This is a genomic window from Vibrio sp. D3, assembly GCF_043995865.1.
Taxonomy (GTDB): Bacteria; Pseudomonadota; Gammaproteobacteria; order Enterobacterales; family Vibrionaceae; genus Vibrio; species Vibrio diabolicus.
Genome location: NZ_CP171887.1, coordinates 2,511,528 through 2,533,091, shown reverse-complemented (window position 1 = coordinate 2,533,091; position 21,564 = coordinate 2,511,528). Strand labels below are relative to the sequence as shown.

20 protein-coding genes and 1 pseudogene are annotated in these 21,564 nt (G+C 45.3%); 17 read left to right on the top strand and 4 right to left on the bottom strand.

The window, feature by feature from the left end; genetic code table 11:
- The first annotated feature begins 69 nt into the window (after positions 1-69).
- The 7 genes from rbfA to ACHFJ9_RS19650 all read left to right on the top strand — a co-directional run bounded on the left by rbfA (position 70) and on the right by ACHFJ9_RS19650 (position 7,350).
- The gene (gene rbfA / locus ACHFJ9_RS19680) at positions 70-465 is read left to right on the top strand and encodes a 30S ribosome-binding factor RbfA (protein WP_005394657.1); all 396 of its coding nucleotides are present in this window, start codon (positions 70-72) and stop codon (positions 463-465) included.
- Positions 465-1,418 (top strand): tRNA pseudouridine(55) synthase TruB, encoded by a 954-nt coding sequence (gene truB / locus ACHFJ9_RS19675; RefSeq protein WP_005394656.1) that lies wholly within the window; start codon positions 465-467, stop codon positions 1,416-1,418. The genes rbfA and truB overlap by 1 nt, the downstream gene beginning before the upstream one ends.
- A 141-nt stretch (positions 1,419-1,559) precedes the next feature.
- Positions 1,560-1,829 carry a 30S ribosomal protein S15 gene (gene rpsO / locus ACHFJ9_RS19670; protein WP_005380094.1) on the top strand — a complete coding sequence of 90 codons (270 nt, stop codon included), beginning with the start codon at positions 1,560-1,562 and terminating at the stop codon, positions 1,827-1,829.
- A gap of 292 nt (positions 1,830-2,121) precedes the next feature.
- A complete protein-coding gene (gene pnp / locus ACHFJ9_RS19665) occupies positions 2,122-4,257 on the top strand; it encodes a polyribonucleotide nucleotidyltransferase (RefSeq protein WP_005394655.1) in 2,136 nt (711 codons plus the stop codon).
- A gap of 179 nt (positions 4,258-4,436) precedes the next feature.
- A complete protein-coding gene (gene nlpI / locus ACHFJ9_RS19660; RefSeq protein ID WP_395356033.1) occupies positions 4,437-5,357 on the top strand; it encodes a lipoprotein NlpI in 921 nt (306 codons plus the stop codon).
- 99 nt (positions 5,358-5,456) lie between these two features.
- Positions 5,457-5,879, top strand: a complete 423-nt coding sequence (locus ACHFJ9_RS19655) for a MarR family winged helix-turn-helix transcriptional regulator (protein ID WP_005394653.1) — start codon at positions 5,457-5,459, stop codon at positions 5,877-5,879.
- Between the two features lie 124 nt (positions 5,880-6,003).
- Complete coding sequence (locus ACHFJ9_RS19650; protein ID WP_395356030.1) at positions 6,004-7,350, top strand: MATE family efflux transporter; 1,347 nt, start codon at positions 6,004-6,006, stop codon at positions 7,348-7,350.
- 53 nt (positions 7,351-7,403) lie between these two features.
- Here the strand turns inward: ACHFJ9_RS19650 and ACHFJ9_RS19645 are convergent, their stop codons facing one another.
- From ACHFJ9_RS19645 to ACHFJ9_RS19635, 3 genes are all read right to left on the bottom strand, one after another.
- A complete protein-coding gene (locus ACHFJ9_RS19645; protein ID WP_085342718.1) occupies positions 7,404-8,282 on the bottom strand; it encodes a U32 family peptidase in 879 nt (292 codons plus the stop codon).
- A 20-nt stretch (positions 8,283-8,302) separates the two neighbouring features.
- Positions 8,303-9,316: a peptidase U32 family protein gene (locus ACHFJ9_RS19640; protein WP_124008478.1), complete on the bottom strand. Its 1,014-nt coding sequence runs from the start codon at positions 9,314-9,316 to the stop codon at positions 8,303-8,305.
- Between the two features lie 133 nt (positions 9,317-9,449).
- Positions 9,450-11,489, bottom strand: coding sequence for a bifunctional diguanylate cyclase/phosphodiesterase (locus ACHFJ9_RS19635; RefSeq protein ID WP_005394646.1), 2,040 nt, complete (start codon positions 11,487-11,489; stop codon positions 9,450-9,452).
- A 363-nt stretch (positions 11,490-11,852) separates the two neighbouring features.
- Here ACHFJ9_RS19635 and ACHFJ9_RS19630 point away from each other — a divergent pair, with 363 nt between their 5' ends.
- Positions 11,853-12,380: an SCP2 domain-containing protein gene (locus ACHFJ9_RS19630; RefSeq protein ID WP_395357475.1), complete on the top strand. Its 528-nt coding sequence runs from the start codon at positions 11,853-11,855 to the stop codon at positions 12,378-12,380.
- Positions 12,364-12,867: a GNAT family N-acetyltransferase gene (locus tag ACHFJ9_RS19625; RefSeq protein ID WP_047008946.1), complete on the top strand. Its 504-nt coding sequence runs from the start codon at positions 12,364-12,366 to the stop codon at positions 12,865-12,867. Before ACHFJ9_RS19630 ends, ACHFJ9_RS19625 begins: the two co-directional genes overlap by 17 nt.
- 64 nt (positions 12,868-12,931) lie before the next feature.
- On the opposite strand, the gene ACHFJ9_RS19620 is transcribed toward ACHFJ9_RS19625, so the two are convergent.
- A complete protein-coding gene (locus tag ACHFJ9_RS19620; protein ID WP_395356027.1) occupies positions 12,932-13,378 on the bottom strand; it encodes a hypothetical protein in 447 nt (148 codons plus the stop codon).
- Between the two features lie 150 nt (positions 13,379-13,528).
- Between ACHFJ9_RS19620 and ACHFJ9_RS19615 the strand changes: the two genes are divergently transcribed.
- From ACHFJ9_RS19615 to deoA, 8 genes and pseudogenes are all read left to right on the top strand, one after another.
- On the top strand, positions 13,529-13,939 hold the full coding sequence (locus ACHFJ9_RS19615) for a DNA polymerase III subunit psi (protein ID WP_317395958.1): 411 nt from the start codon (positions 13,529-13,531) through the stop codon (positions 13,937-13,939).
- A 55-nt stretch (positions 13,940-13,994) separates the two neighbouring features.
- Positions 13,995-14,450: a ribosomal protein S18-alanine N-acetyltransferase gene (rimI, locus tag ACHFJ9_RS19610; protein WP_005394641.1), complete on the top strand. Its 456-nt coding sequence runs from the start codon at positions 13,995-13,997 to the stop codon at positions 14,448-14,450.
- A gap of 146 nt (positions 14,451-14,596) precedes the next feature.
- Positions 14,597-16,186 (top strand): peptide chain release factor 3, encoded by a 1,590-nt coding sequence (gene prfC / locus ACHFJ9_RS19605; protein WP_395356024.1) that lies wholly within the window; start codon positions 14,597-14,599, stop codon positions 16,184-16,186.
- Positions 16,187-16,281: 95 nt separating this feature from the next.
- Positions 16,282-16,479, top strand: a complete 198-nt coding sequence (locus ACHFJ9_RS19600) for a DUF5363 family protein (RefSeq protein WP_046875042.1) — start codon at positions 16,282-16,284, stop codon at positions 16,477-16,479.
- On the top strand, positions 16,466-17,239 hold the full coding sequence (locus ACHFJ9_RS19595) for a TatD family hydrolase (RefSeq protein WP_395356022.1): 774 nt from the start codon (positions 16,466-16,468) through the stop codon (positions 17,237-17,239). Before ACHFJ9_RS19600 ends, ACHFJ9_RS19595 begins: the two co-directional genes overlap by 14 nt.
- 204 nt (positions 17,240-17,443) lie before the next feature.
- Positions 17,444-18,727, top strand: a complete 1,284-nt coding sequence (locus ACHFJ9_RS19590) for a NupC/NupG family nucleoside CNT transporter (RefSeq protein ID WP_006742377.1) — start codon at positions 17,444-17,446, stop codon at positions 18,725-18,727.
- 582 nt (positions 18,728-19,309) lie between these two features.
- A pseudogene (deoC, locus tag ACHFJ9_RS19585) lies at positions 19,310-20,085 on the top strand (deoxyribose-phosphate aldolase).
- A 97-nt stretch (positions 20,086-20,182) separates the two neighbouring features.
- Complete coding sequence (gene deoA / locus ACHFJ9_RS19580; protein ID WP_048625940.1) at positions 20,183-21,511, top strand: thymidine phosphorylase; 1,329 nt, start codon at positions 20,183-20,185, stop codon at positions 21,509-21,511.
- Positions 21,512-21,564: the final 53 nt, after the last annotated feature.

Below are 21,564 nucleotides of genomic sequence, written 5' to 3'. Positions count from 1 at the left end.
GGTTGTTGAATACACCATGGGGGGCTGGCTTTGACCAACCCCCCATTCTTTCTATATAAGAGTAAAGATATGTCAAAAGAATTTAGCCGCACGCAGCGCGTTGCACAGCAGCTGCAAAAAGAACTAGCGATGATCCTTCAACGTGAAGTTCGTGACTCACGCCTTGGCATGGTAACGATCTCAGACGTAGAAGTTTCTCGTGACCTTGCTTACGCAAAAGTATTTGTAACCTTCCTATGTGTGGGTGAGCAAACACCAGAATCATGTCTAGCTGCACTACGTGAGCACGAAGTGCACATTCGCATGATGTTAGGTAAGCGCATTCGCCTGCGTCTAACACCAGAAATCCGCTTCCATTATGACAATACGCTTGTTGAAGGTATGCGTATGTCTAACCTAGTGTCTGAAGTGGTAAGCTCAGACAAGAAAAAGCAAAAAGACTCTGGTCGTGAGGACGAAGAATAATGGCTCGTCGTCGTAAAGGTCGTCCAATTAATGGCGTTATACTGTTGGACAAACCAACAGGCATCTCTTCCAATGATGCACTGCAAAAAGTAAAGCGAATCTACTTTGCTGAGAAAGCAGGCCACACTGGTGCCTTGGACCCATTAGCGACAGGCATGCTGCCAATTTGCTTGGGTGAAGCGACGAAGTTTTCTCAGTTTCTTCTAGATTCTGATAAACGCTACCGTGTGATCGCAAAGCTTGGTGAACGTACCAACACGTCTGACTCGGATGGTGAAGTCGTAGAGACACGTCCAATCGATGTTACGTTAGACAAGCTAGAAGCGTGCATTGAGAAGTTCCGTGGCGAATCTGATCAAGTACCTTCCATGTTTTCAGCGTTGAAATATCAAGGGAAACCCTTGTATGAATACGCTCGCAAAGGCATCGAAGTTCCGCGTGAATCTCGTAAGATCACGGTATACGAGATTGTTCTTCACCGTTTTGAAGGCGATGAAGTCGAGATGGAAGTTCATTGCTCAAAAGGCACCTACATTCGTACCATCGTGGATGACCTAGGCGAAATGTTAGGTTGTGGTGCGCACGTAACTATGCTTCGACGCACTGGTGTTGCGAAATACCCTTACGAGAAGATGGTGACACTTGAGCAACTGAATGAGTTACTAGAGCAAGCACACCGTGAAGAACGCGCGCCTCGAGAACTACTGGACCCATTGCTGTTACCAATGGATACAGCGGTAGAAGACTTACCAGAAGTCAACTTAGTGCCTGAACTGGCGGATATGGTTCAGCATGGGCAACCTGTTCAAGTATTTGGTGCGCCTACCGAAGGCTCACTTCGCCTTACCATGGGTGAAGAGCGTTTGTTTATTGGCGTTGGCGAAATGAACGAAGATGGCAAAATCGCTCCTAAGCGATTGGTTGTGTTCCGAGATGACGTCGCATCCAAGTAAATGATTGAAAATACCGACCTGAGTGTCGGTATTTTTATATTGCACGAGATAGGAAATTTCCCTATAATCCGCGCTTCGCGTAGCGGCTGAATCAGAGATTGGCTGCTACAACTTTAAACCTACTCTTATTAGGAGAGAATTATGTCTCTGAATGCAGAAACTAAAGCAGCAATCGTTGCAGAATACGCACAAGGCGAAGGCGACACTGGTTCACCAGAAGTTCAAGTAGCTCTACTTACAGCTTCTATCAACCACCTACAAGGTCACTTCAAAGCGCACAAAGGCGATCACCACAGCCGTCGTGGTCTTCTACGCATGGTTTCTCGTCGTCGTAAGCTTCTAGATTACCTAAAAGGTAAAAACCTAGCTCGCTACCAAGACCTAATCAAACGTCTAGGCCTACGTCGCTAATTAGCGACTGCATAGCAGTTTGTCTAAAAAGGGGCTTTATGCCCCTTTTTTGTTGCCTAAATTTAGCCAAATTAGACTTATGCCGTTATAATACTGGCGGCTAAACCTTGTAAGAGGTTTTCTCAAAAGCTCATAGCATTACAGTCAACCACGTCGACCAAAAGGTCGCGACTATTCAAAAGGAATTTCCGAGTTTCTTTTTACTAGTCGCGATTCGTAATGCCTTGAGTGTCAATTAACACATCTAAGATTTCTTTAAGCACTAAAGGAAGATTAGAAACAAGGAATAACAATGTTCGAAAAACCAGTTGTTAAAACGTTCCAGTACGGTAACCACACAGTTACTTTAGAAACTGGCGTTATTGCACGTCAAGCTACAGCAGCAGTTATGGTCACAATGGATGATACGTCTGTATTCGTATCTGTTGTAGGTAAAAAAGAAGCCGTTGCAGGTCAAGACTTCTTCCCACTAACGGTTAACTACCAAGAGCGTACTTACGCTGCGGGTAAAATCCCAGGCGGCTTCTTCAAGCGTGAAGGTCGTCCTTCTGAAGGCGAAACGCTAACCGCTCGTCTAATCGACCGTCCAATCCGTCCGCTATTCCCAGACGCATTTAAAAACGAAGTTCAGGTTATCGCGACAGTAATGTCTGTAAACCCAGATGTTCAGCCAGATATCGTTACAATGATCGGTACTTCTGCTGCTCTTGCTATCTCTGGCATTCCATTCAACGGCCCTATCGGTGCGGCGCGTGTTGGTCATATCGATGGTCAGCTTGTACTTAACCCTAGCCAAACTGAACTAGAAACTTCTAAGCTTGATCTTGTTGTTGCTGGTACAGAATCAGCCGTACTGATGGTTGAATCAGAAGCGGACAACCTAACTGAAGAAGAAATGCTAGCAGCGGTTGTTTACGGTCATGATCAACAACAAGTTGCTATCAAAGCTATCAACGAATTCAAAGCAGAAGTAGCAACTCCTGCTTGGGATTGGGTTGCTCCTGAAGAAAACACAGCACTTAAAGATAAGATTGCAGAGCTAGCAGAAGCGAAGCTTGTTGAGGCTTACAAAATCACTGAGAAGATGGCTCGTTACGACCGTATCAATGAGATCGCTGCGGAAGTAAATGAAGTTCTTCTTGCTGAAGATCCTGAAGCGGATACAAAAGAAATCCACACTATCTTCCATGATCTAGAGAAAACAGTTGTACGTCGTAGCATCATCGCGGGTAACCCTCGTATCGATGGCCGTGAAAAAGACATGGTTCGTGCACTAGATGTACGTACTGGTGTTCTTCCTCGTACTCACGGTAGCGCGCTATTCACTCGTGGTGAAACTCAGGCGATCGTTACTGCAACGCTAGGTACTCAGCGTGATGCTCAAATCATCGATGAGCTAACTGGTGAGCGTAAAGATCACTTCCTACTGCACTACAACTTCCCTCCATACTGTGTAGGTGAAACTGGTTTTGTAGGTTCTCCTAAGCGTCGTGAAATCGGCCACGGTAAACTGGCGAAGCGTGGTATTGCTGCAGTAATGCCTTCTGTTGATGAGTTCCCATACACAGTACGTGTTGTGTCGGAAATCACTGAATCTAACGGTTCATCTTCAATGGCTTCTGTATGTGGTACTTCTCTTGCTCTTATGGATGCAGGTGTGCCAATCAAGTCTTCTGTTGCGGGTATCGCAATGGGTCTTGTTAAAGAAGGCGACGACTTCGTTGTTCTTTCTGACATCCTTGGTGACGAAGACCACCTAGGTGACATGGACTTTAAAGTAGCGGGTACTAACACTGGTATCACAGCACTTCAAATGGACATCAAGATCGAAGGTATCACTAAAGAGATCATGCAAATTGCGCTTAACCAAGCTCAAGGTGCACGTAAGCACATCCTATCTGTAATGGATGAAGCTATCTCTGGTGCTCGTGAAGACATCTCTGAATTTGCTCCTCGTATTCACACAATGAAGATCAGCGCAGAGAAGATCAAAGACGTTATCGGTAAAGGTGGTGCAGTTATCCGTGCTCTAACGGAAGAGACTGGTACAACTATCGAAATCGAAGACGACGGTACTATCAAGATTGCTGCAACTGAAGGCACTGCTGCGAAAGAAGCTATCCGCCGTATCGAAGAGATCACTGCTGAAGTTGAAGTTGGCCGTATCTACACGGGTAAAGTTGCACGTCTAGCTGACTTCGGTGCATTCGTAACGGTTCTTCCAGGCAAAGATGGTCTGGTACACATTTCTCAAATCGCAGAAAAACGTGTTGAGAAAGTGTCTGACTACCTAGCTGAAGGCCAAGAAGTTCAAGTTAAAGTTCTTGAAATCGACCGCCAAGGCCGTGTACGTCTAAGCATGAAAGAAGCGGTAGAAAAGCCAGCTGAAGAAGCTGCTGCTGAAGCACCAGCTGCGAAAGACGAGTAAGACAAAATGAGACTTTCAGCCTTTTATTAGATTAAGGGCCTGAAAGCATGTTATAAAAGGGGAGCATTTTCGCTCCCCTTTTTTTGGTTTATTTCGACGCATTAACCTCAAACGAGGTTATCGCCTATATTGCATTAAGAGAAATAAATTTTGAGCGGTCCAAACAGGAGTATCAATTAGTGAAATGGTTTCAAACCGCAAGTTTATGTGTTGCTATCGCGCTGACCGGTTGTGCAAATACTTCTCAGCAATCAGCACAAAAGTGGCTATATCCACCGATGGCGGTGCCACTTCAGCCTAGCGTTCAACAAGAAGTACAAATCGCGCGTTTATCGCAGTTGCTACAACGTCCTGATCTCAGTGATGAAGTACGCGCTAAAATGCATTATGAGCGCGGTAGCTACTACGATAGCGTTGGTTTGCGTGATCTTGCCCGTTTGGACTTTAACCAGTCTTTGCAGTTGAATCCTGCTCAACCGGATATCTTCAATCTTTTGGGGGTGTATTTCACCCAAGTGGGTGAGTTTGACGCGGCTTATGAAGCGTTTGACTCGACCATAGAGTTGGCTCCGGATAATACTTATGCTGAGCGCAACCGTGCGATTGCACTGTATTATGGTGGCCGAATCGATCTCGCTTTAGAAGATATGACCAAGCACTATCAAGAAATTCCAACGGATCCTTTTCGTTCATTATGGCTGTACATCATCGAAGCTGAGCAAAATCCAGAGCAAGCAAAAGCCAATCTTCAACAGCGTTATTTACGAGATCGTAGTGAAGAGTGGGGATGGGTTCTTGTTGCTATCATGTTGCGAGACGTCTCGGACGAAGACGCTCTTAAAGCAATTATGGATGGAACGAGAGAGAACTATCGCCTAGCTGAACGATTGACGGAAACGTATTTCTACCTTGGAAAGCGTAATCAGCTTGAAGGTGATATCGCAAGTGCCATCTCACTTTATAAGCTCGCGATTTCGTTCAACGTTTACGATTATGTTGAGCATCGCTATTCTTTCTTGGAATTGGCGCAAATCTACGATCAATTACAGCAAGATAGATTGGCCAAGCTAAAGGCTGCTAAGAAGCAGGAAATTGAATGATTTAGAGCCGCTCGATGAGAGCGGCTTTTTTTATGATTGAACTTGATTAGTGACTCATTTAAAATAGTTAGCCTTGCTAACTAAGTGGCGGTGGCTTTTATGGCACTAGAAGAAAGCTTGATTGATTTAGAGCGTTTTTGCGCCAAAGCTTGGCGTGTTTATGCCAAAGAAGATCCGTTATCACATCTAAGCTTTAATGAGTTCGATTATTTACGTGTGATTCAGGTTTACCCTGAGGGTGTACGAATAACCGATCTTGCAGAAGAGTTGCAAGTGACTAAGCCTTCCGCATCGACAATGGTTGTTCGTTTGGAAAAAAAGGGTTTGGTGAAACGCATCGCATGTAATGAGGATGCCCGTGCTAAGCGTGTATTGCTGACAGAAGAAGTCGCAGAAAAAATGTCTTTGGAGCAGGTGGTTTACAAAGATATCTCTGAACAAATGATGCAACAATTAAATCAGCAAGAAGCTGAGCAGTTACAAGCTTTACTGAATAAAGCATTGAGCAATAAGTCATTTTAAATTAAACCAAAGGCCTCCGCTGTACGCATTAGCCTTTGGTGTTTCATTTTTCTTTTATTTAATTCAACCATTTAGTTAGCCTTGCTAATTAAATGGTTAGCTTTGCTAACTACTGGTGGCAGTCATGCAAAACTCAATTTATAGACAGTTTTGGAAATATACGATTCCAACCGTCGCAGCAATGCTCGTGAACGGTTTATATCAAATAGTTGATGGCATTTTTATTGGCCGTTATGTTGGTGCTGACGGATTAGCAGGGATCAATGTTGCGTGGCCGATCATCGGTTCTATCCTCGGTATAGGGATGATGATTGGGGTGGGGACTGGTGCGCTAACGTCGATTAAGCAAGGAGAAAACGATCATGAGGGCGCGAAGCGTATTTTAACGACCGGATTGGGGTTGTTAGCGATATTGATGCCGGTCGTTGCTACCATATTGTTCTATTTTTCCGATGAATTTATTCGTTGGCAGGGGGCGGAAGGGCGAGTGTTTGAACTCGCGCTACAATATCTGCATATTCTGATTGTCGCGTGCGTATTTACGCTAGGCTCTATCGCGGTTCCATTTCTTTTACGCAATGACGACAGCCCGAACTTAGCAACGATGCTGATGGTCATCGGTGCCGTCATTAATATTGTATTAGACTACGTATTTATTGCTTGGTTGGGGTGGGAGTTAACCGGAGCGGCCATTGCTACAGCGCTGGCACAATTGGTGGTAACCGTGCTTGGTATTGGTTACTTCTTTACTTCAAAAGCGACCTTACGCCTTCGAATCAGTGACTTTAAGGTTCAAGTTGATGTTGCACCAAAGATTATAATGATCGGTACATCTAGCTTCTTTATGTACGCGTACGGCTCTGTGATGGTGGCAATGCACAACGCATTATTTGCTCAGTACGGAAGTGCAATGTTGATCGGAGCGTACGCCATTTTGGGGTACATCGTGACGGTTTACTATCTAATTGCAGAGGGAATCGCGAACGGTATGCAACCTCTAGTGAGTTTCAATCACGGGGCGCGCAACCAGGCGAGCGTCAGAAAATTACTGCAAGTCGCAATGGGGACATCTGTGCTTGGTGGTGTAGCGTTTGTTGGTTTGATGAACCTTTTCCCGTACGAGTTGGTCTCGGTGTTTAACAATGCTGATCAACAGTTGATTGATAGCACGGTGATCGGGATTCGTTTACACATGTTTGCGTTGTTCCTAGATGGCTTTTTAGTCGTGGCGGCTGCGTACTACCAATCGGTAAACAAAGGCAGCAAAGCCATGTTTGTGACATTAGGCAACATGTTGGTTCAACTGCCGTTTTTATTCGTTATGCCGAAACTGTTTGGCGTGACAGGTATTTGGCTGGCTTTCCCATTGTCCAATATTGCGCTGAGTTTAGTCGTGGTCAGTATGTTGTGGCGGGACGTGAAAAAGCTGCTAAACGAAACTTCGGCTGAGCCAACAGTGCAAGCCTGTTAACAATGGCTGATAGAGAAAAGCGAGGTTGGGCCTCGCTTTTCTTTTTTGGAGAGCTAAATGTTTTTTACTTCTAAGCCAGCTAGCTGATGCCAATAGCCATTGCATTGGCGGCTTTCGAGTTTTTCAGGGTTGTCGCCATGCTCGTTTGAGCGAAAATGCTCTAACTCAGAAAGTGTACTCACACCGAGAGGGCTTAAGCGGACCACATCAACTAGCCCTTGCATGCTTGGTAAGTCATTGATCAGGTTATAACAATACCCTGATTGTGTTTGAATACCGTTAAGGTTAAAGACTTCTTGCCCTTCTTGGCTGCTGACCTGGATACCCGTAGGGTATTTGATACAGCAGGTTTCGCAATCGTCTTTCGCTCGGTTTTCAGCTCGGGCAGTGAAACAGCGAGCGGAATATGCTAAAGGCAAATAACCGTGGCTAAATACCTCAACTTCAAACTTGTTACGAATACCAAGCTCGTCACACTGAACTAAAGTATCGTTTAACCATTCGCGAGAGAGCTCGACAGGCATGCACCAACGCATCATACCTTGCTTCAAAAATAAGTTGAGCGTGTGTGCGTTATAAGTATTGATTGCAGGACCAACGACGAAAGGCACTTTATGCTCTGATGCTAATTGAACCGCCGATACGTCATTAGCCTCAATGGCGAAGTCACCGTTATTGATGTACTTCTTCATGATGTTTACTTCACTCGGTGCTTCCAGTAGCGCCATCGTAGAGATAACGACTTGCTTGCCAGAGGCAGATAAGTCTTTGGCGATTTCCAACCAGTGGGCTGGTTTCATTTCTCTGCGTTTAGAGCAAACCGATTCACCCAGGTAAATAATGTCTGCAGAGCTTTGTTTTGCTTGTTGGTAGAAGGCTTCTACATCTTGTTTTGGCCAAAAATAGAGTAGTGGGCCAAGTGCGTATTTCATTGAGTTATCCATCTTAACCTCTACTGCCATTTACGGTGGTAAGCACCTAGGGTGGTTTGCGTTCCTTCTGACACATTTGCGAGCGTCGCATCCCATGCGGCTTCAACTTGGTAAGCTTCTGGGTTGGCTTGGTAGCGATCAATCGCGGCTCGCCATGTTCGAGTGACTTGCTCTACGTAAGCTGGGCTGCGTTGGCGCCCTTCAATTTTTACAGACGCGACATTAGCGGCAAATAGTTCTGGCAGCATCGAAAGGGTGTTCAAACTGGTTGGCTCTTCCAGAGCATGATAGCGTTTTTTCTCACCATCAATTTCTGTTTCAAAACGACCTTTACAGAGCGTAGGGTAGCCTGCGTTTTCTCCTGCGCAGTAGCGGTCAATTAGGATATTGTTTAGACGAGACTCAAGACCTTGTTCAGTTTCTTGCCAACGAACGTATTTGGCAGGAGAACAGGCACCCACAGTGTTTGGTGACTCACCCGTCATGTATGATGACAAATAACAACGGCCTTCGGACATAATACAAAGGCTACCAAAAGCAAAGACTTCTAATTCGACATCGCTAGTGATGTTGCGCGAAAGCTGTTTGACCTGATGAATCGATAAGACGCGAGGCAGTACCACACGTTTTACGTTGAAGTTCTGTTTATAAAAATCAATGGCTGCGACGTTGGTCGCTGATGCTTGCACTGAAAGGTGTAGCTCCAGATCGGGATATTTGCGAGCTGCATACTCCAGCACGGCAATGTCTGCAACAATCAACGCGTCCACACCCAGTGCCGCTGCATTGTCTACCGCGTTCGTCCAGCGCTCGAAGCCATTGGGATGAGCGAAGGTATTCAACGCGACATGAATTTTTTTGTCGCGGTCGTGAACGTATTGCACCGCTTTTTCTAACTTTTTGCCGTTAAAGTTGAGGCCAGCAAAGTGACGGGCGTTGGTATCATCTTTGAAGCCAATGTAGACGGCATCGGCACCGCAATCAATCGCAGTTTTTAACGCAGGCAGGTTACCCGCGGGACACAAGAGTTCCATATGCTCACAATCATTGAGAATAAAAAGGTGTCCGCATTTTATGAAGAATTATGAATAGCGAAATTGACCTAAGTTAGGTTTAGCTCAATAAAGTCGATATTTACCCCTTGAGAGTAAGGGTATCGAGTCGGGGTTAGTTCTTGTGACGACGATTCTGTACAAACAGCTCTTCAATTTCATGTTTTGGCTGTGGGCGATAAAAATGGAATCCTTGAATCGCATTACATTGAAGGTTAGAGAGCAAAGTAGCTTGCTGGTGGGTTTCCACCCCCTCGGCAACGACCGTCAAGTCGAGTGACTTACCCAGATTAATGATGTTTTCAATCACAGTGACCTGTTTGGGTAGCGTGTCGATATCGTTAATAAACGCGCGGTCGATTTTCAGCTCGTCGATAGGGAAGCGCGCTAAGTAGGAAAGGGAAGAGTAACCAGTACCAAAGTCATCGATAGAGAGGGCGAAGCCCAGCTTCTTAATCGCATTCAGCATTTGCAGTGTATGTTCGCTATCACTCATCACGGCACTTTCGGTTAGCTCGAAGGTAATGCAGCTTGGGTCAAGCTCGGTAGTGCGAAGTAACTTTTCCATAAAGTCGATCAACTGTGGATTACCAAATTGCTCGGGAGAGAGGTTGATAGCGACACGACCTGGCAGTATGCCTTGTTGTTTCCAACGTTTTACCGTATTGAAAACATCACGCATCACGACGCGTCCAAGGTGTTCGATTAACCCTGCACGCTCGGCGACAGGAATGAATGAACCTGGGCTAATGTAACCTTCGACAGGGTGTTTCCAACGAACGAGCGCTTCGGCACCGTTAATGCTGAAGTCACGCGCGTTAACCTTTGGTTGATACCACACTTCCAAACCGTTCTGCTGCAATGCTTTTTGCAGTTCGATTTCAAGCCACAAACGCATGCGCGCTTCTTTGTTCATCTGGTCGTTAAATTTGATCAGGCGATTTCGGCCACGATCTTTGGCTTCATACATCGCAGTATCGGCATTTTGTAGCAGGATTCGCGCATCTTGCCCGTCTTCAGGGTAACGAACGCTACCAATTGAGCACGCAAGGCGTTTGCTGAAGTGGTGCAAGTCGAAAGGTTGGTTGATCAACGAGATAATGCGATCTGACAAAATTTCAGCCATGCGGGTATTTTCTGGTTCTGGCAATATGACGCCAAACTCATCGCCGCCCAAATGGCCAATAATCGCTTGGTTTGGGAGTAATCGTTTAAGGCGGGCCGATACCTCTTGAATCACTTTATCGCCAATGTGGTGACCAAGTGAATCATTAATGTTTTTGAAGTTATCGATATCCAAATAGAACACCAGAAGCGGCGTTTGCTTTTTGATCAGCTGTTCCAAACGTTTGGTAAAACCAAAGCGGTTGTAGAGTTTGGTGAGCGAATCAATATGTATGTCTTCATTCGATGCAGAAGACAAATTCTTAGGTGTATCGTCAGCGTCTTGGATCAAGATGATTTGAGACTCGCTGCCTAATATCGCCGTAGAATCTGCGTGTAACTGAACTTTTCGTTCAAAGCCACATCTCGCGCTGGTTAAGCAAACAAACGGCTTGTCAGAAATTAATGCACTCAAACGATGACTAAACACTTTCTTGCTGTTTTCATCGATGAATAAACGGCTGAGCTCTTCGCCTAACAACTCATGGGGAGAGTTCAGTCCCAGAAGGCGTGCTGATGCAGGGTTGGCAGAAATGATAATGTCATCTTCGATAAGCAGCAGACCGTCAGGCAGTAGTTGTGTTAATTTCGCAAACTTACTTTCGGACTCCTCTAAGGAGCGTACGAGGATCTGCTTTTCTGAAGTATCCACGGCGTGAAAAACGACAAAGCGAATTTCGTTACCTTCAAAAACCGGTGACAGACTAAAGTGCAGGCTGGTTTCAAGGTCGGTTTCATCGAGGGTGATTTCGGCTTCGACATGCGTTCCTTTGAATGCACGCTGATAGTAAGGGGCCAGCTTTTTATAAAACTGCTCGCCCAGTACCTGGCAATCGTTTAAGCCGATGATTTCCTCATGACTTAAACCTGCGATATCGCAGTAACGGTCACTTACCATTCGATAATTGTGTTTTTTATCAAGAATGGCAAAGAAGAAAGGGCTATTTGAGGTTAGCGTGGCAAACCAATGTTTTAATTGCTGGGAAGGCATTAGGGTATTACCGATCTCCAATGAGCCAGATTATTCGTCCGTGTATAAAAAGCGACACCCTGATAAGCCTGCGGCGGTCTACTATCAAGTCACAGTATCGCTTGCCATTAAAGGGCTCGCGGTTTTAACTTTACAGTCGACAATCACATGGATACGCTCAGATAACTATAACTTTGAAAATACGGTTGTAAAAGTGTTTATCCACCTGTTCGCATCAATAATACACGTAACTTCAAAAAAAGAAGCGTTAGTGAACAATAATTCACCAATCTAAAATAAGCACTTTATTGATACATAACAGTAATCTCATTGCCACGATTGCTTAATATAGGCAACCTAATGACAAAGTAACGGATAATGAACGTGTTAAACAAGATTCGCAGTCAACTAGTAAAGAACGCAGCTAACATTTTGCGTTCTCCAGTCCAGTTATTACCACAGCCAATTCAGCAAAAAGCATTGCTGGAGGGGCTAAAAATGGTGTTTAAAGAAGCCTTGGAAGATGGTGACTTTGAGTTCCTTGAAGACAAGTGGTTAAAAGTTGCGATTAAAGACTTGAACTTAGCATGGTACATCAGCTATCAAGACGAAAAATTAGTGGTAGCTGAAAAACCAGTTCAGGAAGATGTGAGTTTTAGTGGTAATCTAAACGACCTAGTACTGATTGCTGGTCGTAAAGAAGACCCTGACACACTGTTCTTCCAACGTCGCCTTTCAATTGAAGGCGATACTGAGCTTGGCTTAGAAGTGAAAAACTTAATGGACAGTGTCGACTTAGAGCTGTTACCGAAAGCAATGCAAGTCGCTTTGAATCAATTGGCTGATTTTGTTCAGAAAGGAGTTCAAGCGCCTGCACAACCAACCGGAGTAGCGAATGCTTATTCGAACTGAAGCCCCTGCGGACATTCTTACCATTGACCGCTTATTGAAACACGCCTTCCCGACGGAAGCTGAAGCTAAGCTTGTGATGCGTTTGCGCGAAAACAGTAAATTCACACTTTCCTTAGTCGCGTGTACAGATGAGGGAGAGGTGATAGGCCATGCTTTATTTAGCCCAGTGACCTTAAATGGTGAAGATTTGTCGTGGCAAGGGCTGGCGCCATTGGCTGTTCATGAAGATTACCGTCGCCAAGGCATCGCTGCAGAGTTGATCAAAGAAGGTTTTGATTCACTTCGTGATTTTGGCTATCCAGTGTGTGTGGTGTTGGGCGATCCTGATTATTACGCGCGCCAGGGCTTTCAATCATGCGACGAGATGGGATTCGAATGCGCTTGGGATGTTCCTAAAGGTGCATTTCGTATCGCAGAGTTGGTCGAAGGTCAATGTGCCGGACACTCCGGACGCATAGATTACGCGCCAGAGTTCTCTGAACTGTAAATGAAAGAAGCCCACTAACTCAGTGGGCTTCTTTCTTAGTTCATTGAAAACTGAGATAGGGAGGTTAAGACGACTGGTCACTTTTCTTCTTACCCCAAACCTCTATTTTTGCTTTCTTACTTAGCCCTAAAACATTGAGTTTTCTGCTGCCCCAACTGCTGTAAGTCATTTCAATCTGTTTTAGCTTCGCTTCTTTTGAGCCAGGAAGGCTCCATGCACGAGTCGATAATCCACTTGTTAGCACACCCATAGAGGTTAGCTTTTTCTCACTACCGTCCGTCATCACGACTTTTAAGTCGTTAATGTCTACCGTGCCCTGCACACATTTCAGTTTAATTTTACTGAAGCTGCGATTTCGGAATAGGCTATTTGGTGTCACGGTATCCGTTTCTGTTTGGAATTTGACGGTTTTCGTTGCAATCAGCTCCCACGCATCGCTGCTATTGGCAAAAACACTTATGCTGGTGGTGGCTACCAGTGCGCAAAGCAGCAGTGTAGGTAAGAATTTCATAATGTACCTCATATGTTATACCTACGGTGTGGCCATTGTCATAGGCAGAACAGTTCAATCATTCCAATGTATTGAGGTGTTCCTTGAAGTCCTTTAGGTATAATCACGATTATTTGTTAGGATTGCCCTCGTTCAAATAGGTGACGGAAAATGTCAATTAACGAGAAACAGTATTTACACGAAATGGGCATCAGCACATGGGAGCTGGTACACCCAGATAGATTGGCAGGTTACCAATCGCCAAAAATCGATTTGCAAAGTTCTTGCAAACTCCTGTTGATCTCTCCGGTATGTCCAGAGAATGAGACGGCAGTTTTGTTTGAAAACATCCTAAAGAGTATGAAGTTAACGCTTGACCAAGCGTTACATATTGAGCCAGAGCGATTTCCATTACTTGGCCAGCACGAGCTTGAGTGGGTTTGGTTTGCAGGGTGTGAAGTCGAAGTATTGCCTGACACTAAACCGCTGACATCGCCATTGTTGCAAGATGTGGATGGGAATACCCAACAAAAACGTGCACTTTGGCAACAGATTTGTTCTTACAACAATTCGAGCAAATAAGCATTAATCCCCGTTTTACTGCAATTGGTATTGCACATGAACCCCTAGGTAAATAATGACAACTAAAATCTTACCAATGTGCGCTGAGCACTTAGATCAAGTTTGGCAAATTGAGCAGCAAGCACACTCGCATCCGTGGGCAGAGTCTTTGGTACGTGATTTATCCAGCCGTGGAGCATGTCATCATGTGATGCTCGATGGCGAGATGGTGATTGGCTACTTCTATGCGCAGAATATTGTCGGTGAAGTTACGTTGCTGAATATTGCTATCGCGCCGCATCTTCAGGGTAAAGGCTATGGTCAAAAACTGTTGGATGCGTTCTTAGAACATTGTGAGCAATCAAAAGCGGAGAGTGCTTGGCTTGAGGTGCGAGAGAGTAATAAGCCTGCTATTTATATTTATGAACAAGCTGGATTCAATGAAGTTGATCGACGTCATAACTATTACCCTGCGAAAACTGGCACGGGAAAAGAAGATGCGATCATCATGAGTTATCTCTTCTTTCACTAACGTTAACGCATCCCATAAGGGAAGTCGCCCCTAAAGCGATCAGTTGCCCCTGAGGCAATAATAAGCGAGAATACCGCGCAATATTGAATCTAAAAAGCGTGTTTGCTTTTCGAGCAAGCATTCAGACATCAAAGAAGACCAGTTTCATGTCAAATACACCTTTTCTAAGCGAAGTGTCTAAACGTAGAACGTTCGCTATTATTTCTCACCCGGATGCGGGTAAAACCACCATTACTGAAAAAGTCCTTTTATTCGGAAACGCGATTCAAAAAGCAGGTACGGTTAAAGGTCGTGGTAATGCACAGCACGCAAAATCAGACTGGATGGAAATGGAAAAGGAACGTGGTATCTCGGTAACCACGTCTGTGATGCAGTTCCCTTACAATGATTGCCTGGTAAACCTACTTGATACTCCTGGACACGAAGACTTCTCGGAAGATACATACCGTACTCTAACGGCAGTCGACTCGTGTTTGATGGTTATCGATGCAGCGAAAGGTGTCGAGGATCGTACTCGTAAGCTGATGGAAGTAACCCGTCTACGCGATACGCCAATCGTGACCTTCATGAACAAACTTGACCGTGACGTTCGTGATCCAATGGAAGTATTGGACGAAGTAGAAAACGAATTGGGCATGATGTGTGCGCCTATCACGTGGCCAATCGGCTGTGGTAAAGAGTTTAAAGGTGTGTACCACATTCACCGTGATGAAACGATTTTATACGAATCTGGTCACGGTCATGAGATTCAAGAAGTTCGAATCATCAAAGGTCTAGATAACCCAGAGCTTGATGAAAAAGTCGGTGCAGGCCTTGCGGAAAGTGTTCGAGAAGAGCTTGAGCTTGTTATGGGTGCTTGCCCTGAGTTTGATTTGGAAATGTTCTTAACGGGTGACCTGACGCCAGTTTATTTCGGTACCGCATTAGGTAACTTCGGTGTAGACCACATGCTAGACGGTCTAACAGAGTGGGCACCAGCACCGAAAACGCGTCAAGCGGTTGAGCGTGAAGTTGAAGCGACAGAAGAGAAGTTCTCTGGTTTCGTATTCAAGATCCAAGCAAACATGGACCCGAAACACCGTGACCGTATCGCATTCATGCGTATTGTATCGGGTACTTACACGCAGGGTATGAAGATGAACCACGTTCGTATTGGCAAGCAGGTGAGTATCTCTGATGCAGTAACCTTTATGGCTGGTGACCGTTCACGTGCAGAACACGCTTACGCGGGTGACATCATTGGTCTGCATAACCACGGTACTATCCAGATTGGTGATACCTTTACTCAAGGTGAGTCACTGAAGTTCTCTGGTATTCCGAACTTTGCCCCGGAACTGTTCCGTCGTATTCGCCTGAAAGATCCACTAAAGCAGAAACAGCTACTAAAAGGCTTGGTGCAGCTATCAGAAGAAGGTGCGGTACAGGTATTCCGTCCACTACAAAACAACGACCTGATCGTTGGTGCCGTTGGTGTACTTCAGTTCGATGTTGTTGTGGCTCGTTTGAAGTCTGAATATAACGTTGAAGCGATTTATGAAGGCATTAACGTTGCAACTGCGCGTTGGGTTGAGTGTGATGATGCGAAGAAACTGGATGAGTTCCAACGTAAGAACCAAGCAAACTTAGCATTGGATGGTGGTGATAACCTAACGTATATTGCACCAACAATGGTTAACTTAAACTTGGCGAAAGAGCGTTTCCCTGATATTGATTTCCGTGCGACGCGTGAGCACTAATCAAAAAGCGGTTTGGGTAAGCTTTAACGCAAACTAGATTTTAAAACGCCCTTGGCTATAAACTTAGCCAAGGGCGTTTTTTATAAGGATGAGATATGAACTGGTTTAAACGAGGATTGAAGCGTTACGACGACTGGTGCAAGGAGATGGGGCTAACCCCCGATCAAAAACGCAGCTGCGTTCCGTATCGAAAAGATCCTGCCCATCAAAATGAAGAGAACAGTGAAGCTCTGCTATTTTCTGATTCTCAGTTTGTCGGTACAGATAAAAAGTCTCAAGATGAAGCTCTTTGATACCCATTGTCACTTTGACTTTGATGTATTCCAAGGTGACTTTGCACATCAACTTCAGCTAGCTCAAACGCAAGGCGTGACAAGAATTCTGATTCCTTCAGTGGGACCTCAAAACTGGGCTCGTATTCAAACCTTGGCAGATCAACATGCCAATTTGTATTACGCCCTTGGGTTTCATCCGTATTTTCTTGAAGATAACGTCGAGCAGCACTTTGCTGAATTGGAACATTATCTAAAACAAAATGCTCCCCAGTGCGTGGCAATAGGAGAGTGTGGGCTAGATTTTGCTATTGATGTTGACCCACAGTTGCAAGAAGAGACACTTGAAGTTCAATTTGAACTGGCTAGACGCTTCGAACTCCCAGTTATTTTACATAGCCGAAAAGCGCACAATCGCCTTATTCAAATGGTTAAAGCGGCGAAGCTCACTAGGGGCGGTGTGCTACATGCTTTCTCTGGGAGTTATCAGCAAGCAATGGAGTGGGTCAAATTAGGTTTTTTTATCGGTGTAGGAGGAACCATCACCTACCCAAGAGCGAAGAAAACGCGCGACGCAATTCAAAAATTACCACTCAAACATCTCGTGATCGAAACAGATGCACCGGATATGCCTATACTTGGGTATCAAGGGGAGTCGAATCACCCAGCCAAACTCATTCACGTCTTTAATGAGCTCGTAAAGTTGCATAACGGTCCCAAGCAATCGATTGCCTCTCAGTTATGGAAAAATAGCAATTTTGCTTTCTCGATATGTGAATAAAATCTAAAGATGTGGTTTGAAATAGAAAACGTTTTCCTTCTTATTGTGAATTAACTCACAAAGCTGGCTGAATCAATCATGAATCTTATAGGAAAGTGTGAGGCTGGCATTACTTTAATTGATTCTGCATGAGTATAATTGCTCCCGCTTTATAGCTCCATTTTGTAACACGCCAATAAATAACTTATAAGGAAGTCATAAACTATGAGCCTGTTTATGAGCCTAATCGGTATGGTAGTGCTTCTTGCGATTGCAGTGGCATTTTCTAATAACCGAAAAGCTATCAATCTAAGAACTGTGGGTGGCGCATTCGCTATCCAATTCGCATTAGGTGCATTTGTTCTGTATGTACCTTGGGGCCGTGATCTACTAAACGGTTTCTCTTCAGGTGTTTCTAACGTTATCAACTACGGTAACGATGGTTCATCATTCCTGTTCGGTGGTCTTGTTTCTGACAAGATGTTCGAAGTATTCGGCGGCGGCGGTTTCATCTTCGCATTCCGTGTTCTTCCTACACTGATCTTCTTCTCTGCACTGATTTCAGTTCTTTACTACATTGGCGTTATGCAATGGGTTATCAAGATTCTTGGTGGCGCACTACAAAAAGCGCTGGGCACTTCACGTGCGGAATCAATGTCAGCAGCAGCAAACATTTTCGTAGGTCAAACAGAAGCACCTCTAGTTGTTCGTCCATTCGTTCCAAAAATGACTCAATCAGAGCTATTCGCGGTAATGTGTGGTGGTCTAGCTTCTGTTGCTGGTGGTGTACTAGCGGGCTACGCTTCAATGGGTGTTCCACTAGAGTACCTAGTAGCAGCATCATTCATGGCGGCACCAGGTGGTCTACTATTCGCTAAAATCCTTCACCCAGAGACTGACCAGCCTCACGAAAGTATCGAAGAAGCGATGGACGGCGGCGACGACAAACCAGTAAACGTAATCGACGCAGCAGCGGGCGGTGCGGCTTCTGGTCTACAACTTGCGCTTAACGTAGGTGCAATGCTAATCGCATTCGTTGGTCTAATCGCGCTGATCAACGGTATGCTAGGTGGCATCGGTGGTTGGTTCGGCATGCCAGAACTAACGCTAGAGCTAATCCTAGGTTACGCATTCTCTCCACTAGCATTCCTAATCGGTGTTCCATGGGCTGAAGCAGTAACTGCTGGTTCATTCATCGGTCAGAAAATCGTAGTGAACGAATTCGTTGCTTACTTGAACTTCACACCATACCTAGGTGAAAACGCTCAAGTAATCGCGGCAACTGGTGAAGTAATGTCTGAGAAGACAACAGCTATCATCTCATTCGCACTATGTGGTTTCGCGAACCTTTCTTCTATCGCGATTCTACTTGGTGGTCTAGGTAGCCTTGCACCAAACCGTCGTAGTGACATCGCTCGCATGGGTGTTAAAGCTGTTCTTGCAGGTACGTTGTCTAACCTTATGGCAGCGACAATTGCAGGCTTCTGCTTAAGCCTTGCAGCACTATAATTAGAATCGGTTCTTAATATATAGACGCCGTTTTACATCATGCCCTGTAGCAAGAGATTGCTGCGGGGCATTTTTCGTTTTTCGGGCTCTAAAATCTCATCGGGTGCCGACCTCAGTCTATGAGTTACGCAGCCGATGGAATAGGGGCTAGGAAATTTTGAGATACAAACCGTTTGCGCTCTATTTGGTGCTACAGTTTTGCGGTGAAACTCTATAATGTATTAATCACAGGATAGTGGTTAAGGTTGATACTTAATCACGTAATGAATATTACATAATCGATGGGCAAATGACTTGCCCAGCAATATCAGATCTAATAGGCGTTTTGCTGTGTGATGTGATATTAAAGACACCGCAATCATAGATTGTTGTGCCATAGGCCAAACTGGTACTGTGCGGTGACAAGGATAGCAATTGGCATATGAAATTTTCGCTGTATATGCCGAGTCTTCAGGGAACCAAGTCCGTTCATTAATAGACTGTTTAGCCATTTACTCACATTGTCTCGACTTGTTGATTATAGTTAGAGACGTGATGTAAGGCTGAGTAGTGAATTTTTTGATATATTGATCGGAGATAGAAATGAGCGATTTAAAAGCAGCAGCGCTACGTGCACTTAAACTTATGGACCTAACTACGTTGAATGACGATGACACTGATGCAAAAGTGATTTCATTATGTCATGACGCGAAAACAGCAGTAGGCAACACAGCTGCAATTTGTATTTACCCTCGCTTTATTCCTATTGCTAAGAAGACACTTCGTGAGCAAGGTACGCCAGAGGTTCGCATTGCAACAGTAACGAACTTCCCACACGGTAACGACGACATCGAAATCGCTGTTGCTGAAACAAAAGCGGCGGTTGCTTACGGTGCAGACGAAGTTGACGTTGTTTTCCCATACCGCGCGCTAATGGCGGGTGATGAGAAAGTAGGCTTCGAACTAGTTAAGCAATGTAAAGAGGCTTGTGGTGATATTCTTCTTAAAGTGATCATCGAAACGGGTGAACTAAAAGAAGAAGCACTAATCAAGAAAGCATCTCAAATCTGTATTGAAGCAGGTGCTGACTTCATAAAACTTCAACTGGTAAAGTGCCAGTAAACGCAACACCAGAATACGCACGCATGATGCTTGAAGTTATTCGCGACATGGGTGTTGCAGAAACTGTTGGTTTCAAACCAGCAGGTGGTGTGCGCACTGCTGAAGACGCAGCTGCATACCTAGCAATGGCTGACGAAATCCTAGGTGACAACTGGGTTGATGCTCGTCACTACCGTTTCGGTGCGTCTAGCCTGCTAACAAACCTACTAAATACATTAGAAGTATCGGACGAAGTCGCTGATCCAACAGCGTACTAATTCCAACAATACGTCTGAACGGTAGCACCAGCTTTGGTGCTACCAAACCTCTTCTATCCTACTTATACCTGGCTCAAAATGAGCTTGGGAGGCACTAATGTATTTACCACAAGAAATTATCCGTAAAAAACGTGACGGCGAAGTTCTAACCGCCGACGAAATCAACTTCTTTATTCAAGGCGTAGCAAATAACACCGTATCTGAAGGTCAGATCGCGGCGTTTGCTATGACGATTTTCTTCAATGAAATGACCATGGATGAGCGCATCGCCCTAACGTGTGCAATGCGTGATTCGGGCATGGTTATCGACTGGAGCCACATGAACTTTGGTGGCCCAATTGTCGACAAACACTCTACCGGCGGTGTGGGTGACGTAACGTCTTTGATGCTTGGCCCTATGGTGGCAGCATGCGGCGGTTTCGTACCAATGATCTCTGGCCGTGGTCTTGGCCACACAGGCGGTACGCTAGATAAGCTTGAGTCTATTCCAGGCTACAACATCACACCAAGCAACGATGTGTTTGGGCAAGTAACTAAAGACGCTGGTGTGGCGATCATCGGTCAAACAGGTGACCTTGCTCCAGCGGATAAGCGTGTTTACGCGACTCGTGATATTACCGCAACCGTAGACAACATTTCTCTGATCACGGCTTCCATTCTTTCTAAGAAATTGGCGGCGGGTCTGGAGTCGCTAGTGATGGACGTTAAAGTCGGCTCTGGTGCATTTATGCCAACTTACGAAGCGTCTGAAGAGCTAGCAAAATCAATCGTTGCAGTAGCAAACGGTGCGGGTACTAAGACCACTGCAATCCTGACAGACATGAACCAAGTATTGGCCTCTTCGGCAGGTAATGCGGTGGAGGTTCGTGAAGCGGTTCGTTTCCTAACGGGTGAATACCGTAACCCACGCCTACTTGAAGTTACCATGGCTTCTTGTGCAGAAATGCTGGTACTTGGCAAACTGGCTGAGAACACAGAAGACGCACGTGCGAAATTGATGGAAGCGCTAGACAACGGTAAAGCAGCAGCATGCTTCGGCAAGATGGTTGCTGGTCTTGGCGGCCCAGCAGACTTCGTAGAAAACTACGATAACTACCTAGAAAAAGCGGAAATTATCAAGCCAGTTTACGCGACGGAAACGGGCATTGTTTCAGCGATGGACACGCGTGCTATTGGCATGGCTGTCGTTGCTATGGGTGGTGGTCGCCGTGTTGCTACTGATGAAATCGACTATGCCGTAGGTTTCGACGAGTTCATCCGCTTGGGTGAAGTTGCAGATAGCGATAAACCTCTTGCCGTTATCCACGCTCGCAGCGAAGAGCAGTGGGAAGAAGCGGCAAAAGCACTGCGCAGTGCAATCAAAGTAGGTGGTGAGTACACACCTACTCCAGAGGTTTACCGCCAAATTCGTGCAGAAGATATTTAATAGAACAAGTAATTACACAAGGCCTACTCAACCATAATAAAAAGCCGAGTGGG

Bases quoted from the DNA above. Each gene is read 5' to 3' on its own strand.
- rimI (WP_005394641.1), top strand. From the start codon at position 13,995: ATGACAACTAAAATCTTACCAATGTGCGCTGAGCACTTAGATCAAGTT.
- pnp (WP_005394655.1), top strand. From the start codon at position 2,122: ATGTTCGAAAAACCAGTTGTTAAAACGTTCCAGTACGGTAACCACACA.
- truB (WP_005394656.1), top strand. From the start codon at position 465: ATGGCTCGTCGTCGTAAAGGTCGTCCAATTAATGGCGTTATACTGTTG.
- deoA (WP_048625940.1), top strand. From the start codon at position 20,183: ATGTATTTACCACAAGAAATTATCCGTAAAAAACGTGACGGCGAAGTT.
- ACHFJ9_RS19645 (WP_085342718.1), bottom strand. From the start codon at position 8,282: ATGAAATACGCACTTGGCCCACTACTCTATTTTTGGCCAAAACAAGAT.
- ACHFJ9_RS19620 (WP_395356027.1), bottom strand. From the start codon at position 13,378: ATGAAATTCTTACCTACACTGCTGCTTTGCGCACTGGTAGCCACCACC.
- ACHFJ9_RS19655 (WP_005394653.1), top strand. From the start codon at position 5,457: ATGGCACTAGAAGAAAGCTTGATTGATTTAGAGCGTTTTTGCGCCAAA.
- ACHFJ9_RS19595 (WP_395356022.1), top strand. From the start codon at position 16,466: ATGAAGCTCTTTGATACCCATTGTCACTTTGACTTTGATGTATTCCAA.
- ACHFJ9_RS19615 (WP_317395958.1), top strand. From the start codon at position 13,529: ATGTCAATTAACGAGAAACAGTATTTACACGAAATGGGCATCAGCACA.
- ACHFJ9_RS19590 (WP_006742377.1), top strand. From the start codon at position 17,444: ATGAGCCTGTTTATGAGCCTAATCGGTATGGTAGTGCTTCTTGCGATT.
- ACHFJ9_RS19650 (WP_395356030.1), top strand. From the start codon at position 6,004: ATGCAAAACTCAATTTATAGACAGTTTTGGAAATATACGATTCCAACC.
- ACHFJ9_RS19640 (WP_124008478.1), bottom strand. From the start codon at position 9,316: ATGGAACTCTTGTGTCCCGCGGGTAACCTGCCTGCGTTAAAAACTGCG.
- ACHFJ9_RS19600 (WP_046875042.1), top strand. From the start codon at position 16,282: ATGAACTGGTTTAAACGAGGATTGAAGCGTTACGACGACTGGTGCAAG.
- prfC (WP_395356024.1), top strand. From the start codon at position 14,597: ATGTCAAATACACCTTTTCTAAGCGAAGTGTCTAAACGTAGAACGTTC.
- ACHFJ9_RS19635 (WP_005394646.1), bottom strand. From the start codon at position 11,489: ATGCCTTCCCAGCAATTAAAACATTGGTTTGCCACGCTAACCTCAAAT.
- rbfA (WP_005394657.1), top strand. From the start codon at position 70: ATGTCAAAAGAATTTAGCCGCACGCAGCGCGTTGCACAGCAGCTGCAA.
- rpsO (WP_005380094.1), top strand. From the start codon at position 1,560: ATGTCTCTGAATGCAGAAACTAAAGCAGCAATCGTTGCAGAATACGCA.
- ACHFJ9_RS19625 (WP_047008946.1), top strand. From the start codon at position 12,364: ATGCTTATTCGAACTGAAGCCCCTGCGGACATTCTTACCATTGACCGC.